Below are 13,154 nucleotides of genomic sequence, written 5' to 3'. Positions count from 1 at the left end.
TTACTGAGCTGGGCAGAACGATGGCAGCGCCTCTAGTGAAGCGCCGATAGGGCATGGGTCGAAAGTGAAGATAACTAAAGTGCCCAATGTAACTAACGCGGCACAAACACCCCAAAGAGTAAACACCAGGGTCTTTCGGACACCTTCTCTTTCGGTGTAATCGTTGACGATGGTTCTCATGCCGTTGGTTCCGTGGATCATGGCAAGCCAGAGCATTGATAGATCCCACCACTGCCAGAACGGGTCGGCCCATTTACCAGCAACGAAAGCAAAGTTGATTGCTTTGATGCCACCTTCTGGAACAACCAGGTTCGAGATCAAGTGAACCAAGATAAGAACAATTAGGGCAACGCCAGAAACACGCATGTAAATCCAGCCATACTTTTCCCAGTTGGCTTGTTTTTTGGACCTAGGAGAATTCGGAATCTCGATAACTACTGACATAATCTCCTCCTAACCGAATACGTGCATCAAGTGACGGGGGGCAAAAGCTGCAAACAAGACAAACGCGACGCCAACGACAACCCAGAACATCACGTTCTGGTACTTGGCACCCTTGCTCCAGAAGTCAATGAGAGCAATTCGAATTCCGTTGAAGCCGTGGTACAAAATCGCCGCTACCAAACCAAGCTCAGCGACCCCAATAAGAGGTGTCTGATATGTGGCGATTACTACGTTGTAGGCCTCCGGGGCCACTCTTACCAAAGCGGTATCTAGAACGTGCACCAAAAGGAAGAAGAAGATGGCAACACCGGTAATACGGTGCAGCACCCAGGACCACATACCCACTTTTCCGCGGTATAGAGTGCCTGCAGGCATTGTTGGCAAGTATTGCTCCTTGGAGACGAGATTGGCTTTGGGTTAAATTCTAACCCCGAAACATTCTTGGCTATGCTCATGCGCCCAAGGTGGGCTAGGGTTTTTCTTGTTATGGCAAATCCAAGAAAGCCTAAAGATCGCTTCCACGCAGTTATTCCTGCCGGGGGAGTTGGATCTAGACTTTGGCCACTTTCCAGAGCTTCCGCTCCTAAATTCCTTCACGACCTAACCGGCTCAGGCCAGACTCTCTTGCAAGACACTTGGGACCGAATAGCACCTTTAGCCTCAGCTGCCAGAACCATGATTGTCACAGGCGAGGCTCACGAGCAGGCCGTGATGACTCAGATTCCAGAGCTTGACCCTAAGAACCTAGTGATTGAAGCCAGCCCCAAGGACTCAACAGTAGCCATCGCGCTCGCGGCAGCTATTTTGGCCAAAAGAGAGCCGGATGTAATCATCGGAGCCTTCGCCGCTGATCACGTAATCACAGACAGCAAGGCATTCCAAGATGCCGTGAACCAGGCCATTGAGCTTGCTGCCCACGATCGAATCGTAGTAATAGGTATAACCCCAACAGAACCATCGGTTGGCTTTGGATACATCAAATCAGGTGACCCAATCAAGATGGCTGGTGCACCTTCGGCACTAGAGGTCGAAAAATTCGTCGAGAAGCCAAAGTTTGAAAGAGCCAAAAAATACGTAGAGTCAGGCAAGTATCTCTGGAACGCTGGAATGTTCATTGCCCCAGCCGCATTATTGTTGCGTCAGCTTGCCAAGAGCGAGCCTGAGCTTCATGCCGCAATTCTGGAACTAGCTGCTGCCTGGGACACCGACAAAAAAGATGCCACTATTGCCAAGCTATGGCCGGGACTCAAAAAGGTCGCAATCGATTACTCGATTGCCGAACCAGCCGCCGAGGCAGGACTCGTTGGTTTGATCCCTGGAAAGTTCAGTTGGCATGATGTTGGGGACTTTGCGGCTATCGCCGAATTGCAATCTCAGGGCAGGAAAAACAACCTTGCCGTCTTGGGCGCAGCGAGGGTTTTATCTGATGACTCGAGTGGAATTTTGGTCAGCGAGACCAATCGCATGATTGCGATCATTGGGCTCGAGGACGTAATTATTGTGGACACCCCGGATGCGCTTTTGGTTACCAATAAGGCAAACGCCCAAAAGGTTAAAGCTTTGGTTGACTCTTTAAAGGCAACCGGCCATGACGAGATTCTCTAAAAGCTCTCTATTTGTATCAATTTCATCTCGAAACGATATAGCCTCGGCGTTGCGGATATTTACCGCCTGTTTGCCAGTTATTCTTGTCCCATACCGCGAGTTGTGAACGCCACGGCTCGTACCCAAATAGGAGGAACTAAGTGAAGCTATTTTCACGCTCAAGTGCTGCTAAGGCACTTACGCTAGCTGCTGTTTCAGCACTAGTACTTTCTGGTTGCGCAGCTGCACCAGAAGAAACTACAGATGCAGCAGCAGTTGATTTTCTTGCATGTGCAGTTTCTGACGAAGGAAACTGGAATGACAAGTCCTTCAACGAAGCTGTTTACACAGGTCTACTCCAGGCAGAAGCTGACCTAGGAGTAACAATCAATGCTCTTGAGTCTGCAACACCTGAAGACTTCGAGCCAAACCTACAGGCAAGCGTTGACGCAGGTTGCGACATCATCATTGGTGTTGGATTTGCTCTTGGAGATGCAATCACCAAGATCTCTGCTGAAAACCCAGACCTAAACTTTGCTTTGGTTGACTCAGGTTCTGAGAGCACCAACGTAAAGCCATTGCTATTCGAAACTGCTGAGGCAGGCTTCCTAGCAGGTTACGCTTCGGCTGACTACTCAACATCCAAGACAATTGGTACCTACGGAGGACTTCCTTTCCCTTCAGTTACTGACTTCATGACCGGTTACTACTACGGTGCAATGCAGTGGGGTACCGACAACGACACCGAAGTTACTGTTCTTGGTTGGGATCCAGCTAACCCAGACGGCGGAGACTTCATGGGTGGATTCGCTCCAAACAACCCAGAAGGTCTAGCAATTGCTAAGACTCAGCTACAGGCTGGTGCAGATGTTCTATTGCCAGTTGGTGGAAACCAGTTCACTGCTGCTCAGTCCGCAATTGATGAGTTGAACCCAGACGCAGTTATGTTGGGTGTTGACGTTGACATCGCTGCTGGTAACCCAGATCTAGCGCCATACATCTTCACATCTATTGAGAAGAGAATGGCAATTGCCACATTCGACGTAATCAAGAGCCTTGTTGAGGGTGCTGCATTCGATGCAACTCCATACGTTGGAACTCTTGCTAACAAGGGTGTTGCAATCACTGCATTCAGTGACTTCGCTTCAAAGGTTAGCTCGGGCCTAGCAGCCAAGCTAGTCGAACTAGAGGCTGGAATCATTGACGGCACCTACAAGCCAAAGGGCTAGTAGCTAAATAACTATTGAAGACCGGATGCTCCTTTTGGGGCATCCGGTCTTCAATTTTTTATGTGGCAGAATAAAGTCTGACCAAAACAATTTGCACATAGGAGTGCTGGATGAGACTAGAGCTAAAGGGAATCACCAAGCGCTTTGGTGCCCTCGTAGCTAACGACTCAATTGACTTGGTGGTTGAGTCTGGAGAAATTCACAGCTTGCTCGGTGAAAACGGAGCTGGCAAATCAACCCTTATGAATGTGCTCTATGGCCTGTATCAAGCAGATGAAGGTCAGATCCTCCTGGATGGCAAGGTCGCAAAATTCTCAGGCCCCGGAGACGCAATGGCGGCGGGAATCGGCATGGTCCACCAACACTTTATGCTCATCCCAGTTTTCACTGTGGCTGAAAATGTTGCACTAGGTCACGAGCCAACCAACAAGCTTGGGGTTCTAGACCTTGACGCCGCAAGGGCGCTGGTTCGGAAAATATCAGACCGCTTTGGATTTGATGTTGACCCTGACGCTTTGGTTGAAGATTTGCCCGTAGGTGTTCAGCAGAGAGTTGAAATCATTAAGTCTTTGGCTCGCGACGCAAAAGTATTAGTGCTTGATGAACCGACAGCCGTTTTGACTCCGCAGGAAACTGACGAGCTTATGGAAATCATGCGCGGCCTTGCCAAATCGGGAACGTCTATAGTCTTCATCACTCACAAACTTCGAGAAGTAAAAGCGGTGGCCGACAAGATAACCGTTATTCGCCAGGGCCGGGTTGTTGGCGAGGCCAAACCAACCGCTGAAACAAAAGAGCTTGCCAGCATGATGGTTGGGCGCGATGTTGGACTTACTGTCGAAAAAAAGTCTGCCGCGCCTGGCAAAGTGGTGCTGAATGTTCAAGACCTGTCAGTTCTGGATGATCGCGAACAGCGGGCGGTCGATCACGTAAGTTTTGAAGTTCGGGCTGGCGAGATACTCGCTATCGCGGGCGTCCAGGGAAACGGCCAAACAGAACTCGCCGAGGCGATATTGGGCCTTAGAACTCTGCACTCTGACACTGGTGATATTTCAATTTCAGGATCAAGCGTTCGCGGAAAGTCGGTTAGAACAATTCTTGAAAAAGGTGTCGGCTACGTCCCAGAAGATCGTCAAAAAAACGGACTCATCTCAGAGTTTTCCATCGCGGAAAACCTAATGCTAAATGGCTCATTCACTAAGCCATTTGCAAAGGGATTGGGAATTGCATTCGCTACCAGAAATCGGATAGCTGATGAACTAGTCAAAGAATTTGATGTTAGGACAACATCTGCACAGAGCGCTGCCGGAAAACTTTCCGGAGGAAACCAACAAAAGGTTGTTCTTGCCAGGGAGCTTTCTAGGGAAGTGGAGTTGCTGGTTGTTTCTCAGCCAACTCGCGGAGTTGATGTTGGCTCTGTAGAATTCATTCACGAACGCCTGGTTGAAGAAAGAAATAGCGGTAAAGCTGTGCTTCTTATCTCTACCGAACTGGATGAAGTTTTGGCGCTTGCCGATCGAATTGCAGTGATGTATCGAGGCAAAATTGTGGGCATTGTTGCCGCCAATACCGATAGAACAAAGCTTGGCCAAATGATGGCGGGTGTAGCGGCATGAGTACGACTGTGAAAAAAGAACCAATCAACTGGAATGCTGCACTAAAAGAGATTCTTTCTGGCGGGATTACGCGAACCGTACTGTCTGTGATTCTCGGGTTTGCCGTTGGCGCGTTCTTCATGATTATTTCCAATAAAGAATTTCTCCAGAGCATTGGCTATTTCTTCGCAGACCCATTAGCTAGCTTGCGTGCAGCAGGAGACGTTGTTGGCGCAGGTTACGGGGCGTTATTTAAGGGTTCAATTTACAACGCCAGCGCTGCAACTTTTGACGGTGCCATTAGACCGCTAACCGAAACGCTAAGGCTCGCCGGTCCACTGATCGCGGCTGGACTTGGTATCGGTCTTGGTTTCCGAGTGGGACTATTCAACATTGGTGGTACCGGTCAGCTAGTTTCTGGTCTAATCTGGGCAACCTTCGTTGCAACTCGACTAGAGCTCCCGCCGGTTATTCACTTCATCGTTGCAATAGCTGCTGCGATAGTTGGTTCGGCGATAGTGGGTGCGTTTGTAGGTTTTCTTAGAGCGCGCACAGGGGCTAATGAAGTAATCACCACGATTATGTTGAACTACATAATCATTAGCTTTTTCAACTTTTTACTGTTGGATAACAACTTGCTGCAAGGTGCCACAGCTGGTGGGCACACCAAGTCTGATCCTGCTTTCGAAACTGCAAAACTTCCTGGACTACTCGGCGAGAATTTTGCGCTCAACCTAGGATTTGTCTTGTCCATTGTGGCCGTAGTTGTTTACTGGTGGCTGATGGAGCGATCAACAATTGGGTTTAGGCTCCGAGCAGTTGGATTCAATGCATCGGCTGCAAAAACCTCAGGCATCAACGTCGAGGGAACTTATATTCTTGCCCTCGGTCTATCGGCTGCCTTTGTTGGAATAGCCGCCGCTAATCAAGCTTTATCTTCAACCGGTGGTGTTACACCAACTACCCACGCAGGTATTGGTTTTGATGCCATAACTGTTGCGCTCCTTGGTGGATCAACAGCGTCCGGTGTGTTACTGGCCGGATTATTGTTCGGTGCCTTCAAAGCCGGATCATCGGCTATTCAGATCGAAGGAATTTCTCCTGACGTGCTCGGCATTGTCCAAGGAGCAATTGTTTTGTTTATTGCTGCCCCGCCTTTGATTAGGGCAATCTTCCGTCTTCCGCCACCGCAGACTACGACGATTCTGAGTGCCTTACGATCTAAGTTTTTTAGTCGAGGAGGAAAATAATGGCCACTGAGACTAAAAAAGAAGTTCGCGAATCTTGGAAGACACCAACTGTCATGGGCTCCATAGCCGCAGTGATTTTTATTTTCTTTGGAATCCTCGGTAAATCTGAAATTGTTTCATTTGAACTGACTGGAGTAAGAGAGGCAGTTCAGCTGCCTTACATCGATATCTCTTCCAGTCTCTTGGGAACTGCGGCAGGAATTATCCTGCTTGCCATAACAGCATTCGTTGCATGGCAGGTTACTAGAAACATACGAGCATCGATTTGGTTTTCACTGCTCTATGGCGCTATTGCGCTGGTAGCACTTCTGGGCTGGCTTGCCGCAGGTTCTGTGGTTCCAGTGGCTTTCATATTGGGATCAGCCTTGGTCTTGGCAGTCCCAATCATTCTTGGCGCAATGGCCGGAGTGATGAGTGAGCGAGTCGGAGTTGTGAACATTGCAATTGAGGGTCAGCTGCTAACTGGGGCTTTTGTTGCATCCGTGGTCAGCACCCTGACTGAAAATCAAATAATCGGCATTGTCTCCGCTATGGTTACGGCAGCCCTCTTTTCAGCAGTGCTGGCAGTATTTGCAGTGCGCTTTTTGGCCCAGCAAATCATTGTCGGTGTGGTTCTAAACGTTCTGGCGATTGGAATAACAAACTTCCTTTACCAGCAGTGGGTAACTGAGGATGAGTCCGCGACCAATAGCCCAGGTACTCTTCCGATTATTCACGTTCCGTTTCTCGGAGATATTCCCGTTATCGGACCAGTTCTGTTTCAGAACCGAATCACAGTGTTTCTTGCAATCGCGATAGTTATCGTTTTGTGGTTTGTGCTTTTCAAGACCAAATTGGGTCTGCGCGCCAGAGCCGTGGGAGAGAACCCTTTAGCTGCAGACACAGTTGGCATTAACGTCTCTCGGACTAGATTTTGGTGGGTAACCCTTGGCGGGCTTTTGGCCGGTCTTGGAGGAGCAGCGCTAACCGTTGGTAGCTCAGGATCATTCGGGCGTGAAATGTCCGGCGGATTAGGATTTATCGCTTTGGCCGTTGTTATCTTGGGACGCTGGCACCCAGGATATGCCACAGCAGCAGCGCTCCTATTTGGCTTCTCTATTATTTTGAGAATCTGGGCTAACCAAGTTAGCCCAGGAATTCCGACTAACTTCATCACCATGGTTCCTTATCTTGTAACACTGATTGCCGTAGTCGGATTCGTTGGTCGATCTAGACCTCCCGCCGCTGACGGTATTCCTTATGTGAAGGGTTAGAAGATGCAAATCGACTGGGAGCTACTTCGCAAAGAAGCCATTGCAGCCATGCAGAATGCCTACGTGCCTTATTCAAAGTTTGCTGTTGGAGTTGCAGCGCTAACCGAAGACGGTCGAATCGTTTCGGGCTGCAATATCGAGAACGCTTCGTATGGTGTGACCTTATGTGCGGAGTGCTCCATGGTTAGCGATCTTTTCAGAACTGGCGGAGGCAGGCTAGTTGCCTTCTACTGCGTCGACAAGCACAACAACATCTTGATGCCATGTGGCAGATGTCGTCAGCTGCTTTACGAACACTCGGCACCAGGAATGTTGCTAGAAACTGTTTCCGGTATCAAGACAATTGACGAAGTCATTCCAGACGCCTTTGGTCCTAGAGATCTGGACGCTAGAGCTTGAGCACTTTTGATGCTGTTGACCTGATTATTTCCAAACGAGAAAAGCAGGAACTTTCTAAAGAAGCTATTGATTGGCTAATCGAGAATTACACCGCAGGCGTTGTCGCCGACGAGCAAATGTCAGCTATGGCTATGGCCATCTTGCTAAATGGCATGAACGGTCGTGAGATCAAAGATCTAACGATGGCCATGATTGCATCCGGTGAAAGGCTAAATTTTGAATCCCTTGGTGTTCCAACAACCGATAAGCACTCAACCGGTGGAGTTGGTGACAAGATCACTTTGCCGCTTGCGCCACTAGTTGCGGTATTCGGCGTTGCAGTTCCACAACTATCCGGTCGAGGACTAGGTCACACCGGCGGAACTCTAGACAAGCTCGAATCAATCCCTGGCTGGAGAGCAAACTTATCCAATGAGGAAATGACGAAGCAGTTAGCCGAAGTCGGTGCAGTTATCTGCGCCGCCGGATCGGGCTTAGCTCCTGCAGATAAAAAGCTTTATGCGCTTCGCGATGTGACCGGAACAGTGGAGGCAATTCCACTTATCGCTTCTTCAATCATGAGTAAAAAAATCGCCGAAGGAACAGGGTCTCTTGTTTTGGATGTGAAGGTTGGCTCCGGCGCATTCATGAAAGATTTTGCGAGAGCAAGGGAGCTCGCAGAGGTTCTAGTTCAGCTCGGAAAAGATGCTGGTGTGAAAACCTCAGCGCTACTAACTGACATGTCAACACCGCTTGGCCTAAAAGTAGGCAACGCACTTGAAGTTGAAGAGTCTGTTGATGTGCTGGCTGGCGGGGGACCAGCCGACGTTATCGAAATAACAGTTGCTCTGGCTACCGAGATGCTTAGTCTTGCGGGAGTAAAAGGTGTTGATGTTGCAGCCGCTTTGAAAGATGGTCGCGCGATGGATAAGTGGCGCGCGATGATTAGCGCACAAGGCGGAGATCCAGACGCCAAGTTGCCAGTAGCCAAAGAAACTCAAACCGTGGTGGCTGAATCTGACGGAGTTATTTCCGAGCTAGATGCACTAGCTGTTGGTCTTGCTTCCTGGAGGCTTGGCGCCGGTAGGGCCAGAAAGGAAGACCCGGTTCAGTTTGGAGCCGGAGTTACCTTGCATGCTCAACTTGGCGACACAGTCAAAAAAGGCGCTCCGCTATACACCCTGCATACCGATGAACCGGGCCGCTTTGCCCGGGCCGCCGACACCATCGCGAAAGCTTATAAAATTGAGGCTCAAGCTCAAGTGACGCGCAAGCTGATACTTGATCGAATATCTAACTAGTTGCTTTGACAAGGAATAACCACAATGGCCACAAACATCAAGGCGCTGCCTAAAATCTCTTTACATGATCACCTAGATGGTGGCCTAAGACCACAGACCATGATTGATTTGGCAGACACGATTGGCCACAAACTTCCAGCAACGGATGCAACTGAACTTGGAAATTGGTTCTTCGAATCCGCTGACTCGGGTTCACTAGAGCGCTACCTAGAAACTTTTGATCACACAACCGCTGTCATGCAAACCGCCGAAGGTCTTTCGCGTGTGGCAAAAGAGTTTGTTCTTGATTTGCATGACGATGGTGTGATTTACGGTGAAGTTCGCTGGGCTCCAGAGCAGCACCTATCAAAGGGCCTAACTCTAGATGAAACAGTCGAGGCCGTTCAAGATGGTCTTGAGCAGGGCATGTCTGAAGTTGAAGCAGCCGGAGGATTCATTAGAACCGGACAGCTTGTAACCGCCATGCGCCAAAACAATCGCGGTATGGAAATTGCGGAGTTAGCTGTTCGTCACCGCGACAACGGCGTTGTTGGATTTGACATCGCGGGACCCGAAAAAGGATTCCTTCCGGTAAATCACAAAGCCGCATTCGAATACCTTGCGGAGCAACTATTTCCAATCACCGTTCACGCTGGAGAAGGCGATGGAGTTGCAAGTATCCGGGATGCGATTGTTTCCGGCAGGGCGCTTCGACTAGGTCACGGTGTCAGGCTGATTGAGGATGTTATGTTCTCTCGCGCAGAAGGTGACACCGATGTAGTTGTGCTTGGAGAGGTTGCCGAATGGGTGCACGATCGAGGAATTGCATTGGAGCTTTCACCTTCATCGAACCTGCAAACCGGCGCTATCTCGATGCTTGGAGAAACGATGTCAGATCACCCGTTCGATATTTTGTATGAACTTGGCTTCAAGGTCACGGTCAACACCGATAACCGCCTTATGTCTAGAACCACACTCACTCGTGAGCTTGAGCTTCTGATGAGTACTTTTGGTTACTCTTTGGCTGATCTGGAGCAGTTCCAGCTAAATGCTGCCGAGGCATCATTCCAAGCACTTGATGACCGCGAAGAACTTATCGACATGATTAGCGAGGGTTTCGCTAAGGCTTAGCGGGACTTTTTTGGCAATGCACTAGAGGTATAGGCTCGTTGAATGTCACTTCCAAATCCCGGTGAAAGCCAAAGAACTGAGATAAACCGTCTCAAGCAGCGCTCTGTTTCAGATCGCGATGCGATGTATGAGATTTTGGACTCGACTATTTTGTGCCACATCGGTTATGTGGAAAGCGGGCAGCCCTTTGTTTTGCCTTACGCATTCGTCCGCGAAGGTGACCGAATCCTCATCCATGGTTCTTCTGGAGCCAGGTTCATGCGAGAGCTGGCTAAAGGTGCACCAACTTGCATCACGGTTACAAAACTCGATGGTCTAGTTCTTGCGCGAACAACTTTTGATTCGAGCATGAACTATCGCTCGGTAGTAATCCTTGGAACCGCTGAGGAAGTCACCGGAGATGACAAGAATGAACTTCTTGAAAAAGTAAGCGATGGCTTAGTGCCAGGCAGAACTCTTGAGGTCAGAAAATCTACCACCAAGGAATTGGCAGCCACCACTCTGATCTCAATATCCCTTGCCGAGGCTTCGGTGAAGATCCGAACAGGTATGCCTCACGACGATGAGGGAAGTGGAACCGGAGTTTGGTCTGGTGTTATTCCACTTCATCTAGTTGCGGGTGAACCCATTGCATCTGACGAGGAATCACAAAATCTTCCAATTCCACAAAGTGTGAAGGAATTCAGAGCTAACCCAAAGGGCTAGTTCAGTACTTTCCTCATAGCTACTTCTAAATCAGCAAGAAGTACATTGGACTGCGCTTCGTTATCTGAAACTGCCTGCAAGTAGCACTTGAGCTTCGGTTCAGTGCCTGACGGTCTAACAATCACAGTTCTGCCGTCTTGCAGCGTGAACCTAAGCGCATCTGTTGCAGGCAGCGAATCAGAGCCTTGGTTCATATCCTCAAAAACTGCATCTACTCCAGCTATTTGCGCCGGGGGATTGGTTCGAAGTTTTTTCATCAGGTCGGCGATCACATTCAAGTCAGTTACTCGCATGGATATCTGTCCTGTTGCGAAGTAACCGTAGCGCTGCATCAGTTTCTCCAGCTGGTCTCCAAGGGTGTAGCCCTGACTCGCCAGCGCGGAGGTGATGTCGGCAACAATCAGCGCTGCTGATAGGCCGTCTTTGTCTCTAACCTGACCCCAGTCAACGCAGTATCCAAGTGCTTCTTCGTAACCAAAGATTAGGTTAGGAACCCGGCTTACCCATTTGAATCCAGTGAGGGTCCGCTCGAAACCAAAACCGTAATGCTCCGCAACTTTACTCAACGCGGAGCTAGAAACAATCGAGCAAGCTAGTGAGCCCGCTCTACCCTCACGAGAAGCACGTGAAGCCATTTCTTCGCCGAGAATTAAGCCGAGCTGATCTCCCGTTAGCTGCTGGTAGCCACCATCAGCTTTTTTGAATGCAACGGCTAAACGATCGGCGTCTGGATCATTTACTAAAACTAGGTCAGCTTGCTGTTTTTCTGCCGTAGCTAAGGATTGATCCATCGCGCCAGGCTCTTCTGGGTTGGGAAACGAAACAGTTGGAAACTTGCCATCAGGCTGCTGCTGCGAAAGAACCTGTGCTGGCTCGGCTAAACCCGAAAGCTTAAAAATCTCCTGTATAAAGCTAGCTCCAACGCCATGCATAGCTGAGTAAACAATCTTGATGTCTTTTCTTGTTGAGTGCTTATTCAAAAGTCCGCTTACGGACTGTAAGTAGCCGGATCTAACGCTTGTTGGCACTTTGACAAATGATTCAGAACGCGTAAGGGCTGCAACAGAGCCAGACTTGGCAAATTCATCGATGTGTTTTGCAATTTCCAAATCCACCGGAGAGATAATCTGTGATCCGCTGAAGTCGTAGACCTTGTATCCGTTATCACCCGGCGGGTTGTGTGAGGCGGTGACCATTACCCCAGCCGATGCCCCTAGATTTCTTACCGCGTAGGCGACCAGTGGGGTTGCGGCAAGTTCTGGGAACAAGAAAGCCCGAATTCCAAATCCTGCAAAAATCTGAGCGGAATCCTTGGCAAAAACGTCTGAGTTTTTTCTTGCGTCGTAACCGATTACTACGCTCGGGTCATCGAAGTTTTCTTTGAGGTACTTCGAGATACCAGCGGCGGCTTGAGCCACTAAAACTCTGTTCATCCGGTTTGGGCCAGCACCCAGTAAACCTCTAAGCCCCGCAGTTCCAAAGCCAATTCGCTGGCCAAAGCGGTCTAATAGCCCAGCCTCATCAGATTCGGATATCAGCTTTTCTAGCTCGGCAACAGTTTCCGCATCGGGATCTTGAGCAATCCAGCTGCGTGCTTGTTGGATCAGGGTTTCTAGCTGGGTCATATCTTTTTGATTATTGCTGCAAGCAGAGCGCTAATTCTTGGCTCTGCTTCTCTTCCGGCTTCAAGAACTTCTGCGTGAGATAGGGGAGTCTTCTGAATTCCAGCTGCAAGATTGGTCATTAGTGAGAATCCCAGAATTTCCATTCCAGCTTGACGAGCTGCAATTGCTTCGAGGGCTGTGGACATACCAACTAAGTGACCACCCATGTGTTTTACCATTTGAACTTCAGCGGGTGTTTCATAGTGCGGTCCTGTGAACTGCGCGTAAACACCCTCGTCCAAGCTCGCATCAACTGTTCTTGCTAGTTCGCGCAATCTCTTGGAGTAAAGATCGGTTAGGTCAATAAATGTTGGCCCCTCGAGTGGGCTTGAGGCAGTTAGGTTGATGTGATCGCTAATCAATACCGGTGTTCCTGGCTTCCAGGTTTCCTTGATTCCGCCGCAACCGTTAGTCAAAATCATTGTCTTGGCACCTGTAGCAGCTGCGGTTCTTACTCCGTGCACGACTCTTCGAACACCGTGACCTTCATAGAAGTGAGTTCTTGCTCCAAGAACCAAGGCGTACTTGCCACTAGGCAACTTGATGGAACGAATGGAGGCAACGTGACCTTCAACAACCGGAGCCGAGAATCCAATGATGTCCTTAGCTGGAACGCTGGCAACTTCTTCACCGATAAGGTC

At 49.4% G+C, this 13,154-nt stretch carries 13 protein-coding genes; 9 read left to right on the top strand and 4 right to left on the bottom strand.

Annotation, left to right across the window (positions count from 1 at the left end; genetic code table 11):
• Both AC9UES_RS01870 and sdhC read right to left on the bottom strand, forming a co-directional pair.
• Nucleotides 1–444: a succinate dehydrogenase hydrophobic membrane anchor subunit gene (locus AC9UES_RS01870; RefSeq protein WP_509526195.1), complete on the bottom strand. Its 444-nt coding sequence runs from the start codon at nucleotides 442–444 to the stop codon at nucleotides 1–3.
• Nucleotides 445–453: 9 nt separating this feature from the next.
• Nucleotides 454–819, bottom strand: a complete 366-nt coding sequence (gene sdhC, locus AC9UES_RS01865; RefSeq protein ID WP_509526193.1) for a succinate dehydrogenase, cytochrome b556 subunit — start codon at nucleotides 817–819, stop codon at nucleotides 454–456.
• Between the two features lie 111 nt (nucleotides 820–930).
• On the opposite strand from sdhC, the gene AC9UES_RS01860 reads away from it, so the two are divergent.
• The 9 genes from AC9UES_RS01860 (at nucleotide 931) to AC9UES_RS01820 (ending at nucleotide 10,849) form a co-directional block, all read left to right on the top strand.
• The gene (locus AC9UES_RS01860) at nucleotides 931–2,049 is read left to right on the top strand and encodes a mannose-1-phosphate guanylyltransferase (protein WP_509526190.1); all 1,119 of its coding nucleotides are present in this window, start codon (nucleotides 931–933) and stop codon (nucleotides 2,047–2,049) included.
• Between the two features lie 140 nt (nucleotides 2,050–2,189).
• Entirely contained in the window at nucleotides 2,190–3,257 is a 1,068-nt protein-coding gene (locus AC9UES_RS01855; RefSeq protein ID WP_509526188.1) for a BMP family lipoprotein, read from the top strand.
• 110 nt (nucleotides 3,258–3,367) lie between these two features.
• The gene (locus AC9UES_RS01850; RefSeq protein WP_509526186.1) at nucleotides 3,368–4,873 is read left to right on the top strand and encodes an ABC transporter ATP-binding protein; all 1,506 of its coding nucleotides are present in this window, start codon (nucleotides 3,368–3,370) and stop codon (nucleotides 4,871–4,873) included.
• On the top strand, nucleotides 4,870–6,102 hold the full coding sequence (locus AC9UES_RS01845; protein WP_509526184.1) for an ABC transporter permease: 1,233 nt from the start codon (nucleotides 4,870–4,872) through the stop codon (nucleotides 6,100–6,102). Before AC9UES_RS01850 ends, AC9UES_RS01845 begins: the two co-directional genes overlap by 4 nt.
• Nucleotides 6,102–7,355, top strand: coding sequence for an ABC transporter permease (locus AC9UES_RS01840; protein WP_509526182.1), 1,254 nt, complete (start codon nucleotides 6,102–6,104; stop codon nucleotides 7,353–7,355). Before AC9UES_RS01845 ends, AC9UES_RS01840 begins: the two co-directional genes overlap by 1 nt.
• A 3-nt stretch (nucleotides 7,356–7,358) precedes the next feature.
• Complete coding sequence (locus tag AC9UES_RS01835; protein ID WP_509526181.1) at nucleotides 7,359–7,754, top strand: cytidine deaminase; 396 nt, start codon at nucleotides 7,359–7,361, stop codon at nucleotides 7,752–7,754.
• A complete protein-coding gene (locus AC9UES_RS01830; RefSeq protein WP_509526178.1) occupies nucleotides 7,751–9,034 on the top strand; it encodes a thymidine phosphorylase in 1,284 nt (427 codons plus the stop codon). Before AC9UES_RS01835 ends, AC9UES_RS01830 begins: the two co-directional genes overlap by 4 nt.
• A 24-nt stretch (nucleotides 9,035–9,058) precedes the next feature.
• A complete protein-coding gene (locus AC9UES_RS01825) occupies nucleotides 9,059–10,144 on the top strand; it encodes an adenosine deaminase (RefSeq protein WP_509526176.1) in 1,086 nt (361 codons plus the stop codon).
• A 42-nt stretch (nucleotides 10,145–10,186) separates the two neighbouring features.
• Entirely contained in the window at nucleotides 10,187–10,849 is a 663-nt protein-coding gene (locus tag AC9UES_RS01820) for a pyridoxamine 5'-phosphate oxidase family protein (RefSeq protein WP_509526175.1), read from the top strand.
• On the opposite strand, the gene AC9UES_RS01815 is transcribed toward AC9UES_RS01820, so the two are convergent.
• Nucleotides 10,846–12,474, bottom strand: coding sequence for a phospho-sugar mutase (locus AC9UES_RS01815; RefSeq protein WP_509526174.1), 1,629 nt, complete (start codon nucleotides 12,472–12,474; stop codon nucleotides 10,846–10,848). The two genes, AC9UES_RS01820 and AC9UES_RS01815, sit on opposite strands and share 4 nt — an antisense overlap.
• Nucleotides 12,471–13,154 (bottom strand): purine-nucleoside phosphorylase (locus AC9UES_RS01810; protein WP_509526173.1); only part of this gene is annotated, 684 nt, incomplete at its 5' end. The genes AC9UES_RS01810 and AC9UES_RS01815, both read right to left, overlap by 4 nt.

Origin of the sequence: Rhodoluna sp. (genome assembly GCF_044232805.1) — a bacterium.
Classification (GTDB): Bacteria; Actinomycetota; Actinomycetes; order Actinomycetales; family Microbacteriaceae; genus Rhodoluna.
Note: the sequence above shows the minus strand (reverse complement) of the source record. Positions and strands in the feature narration are given on the sequence as shown.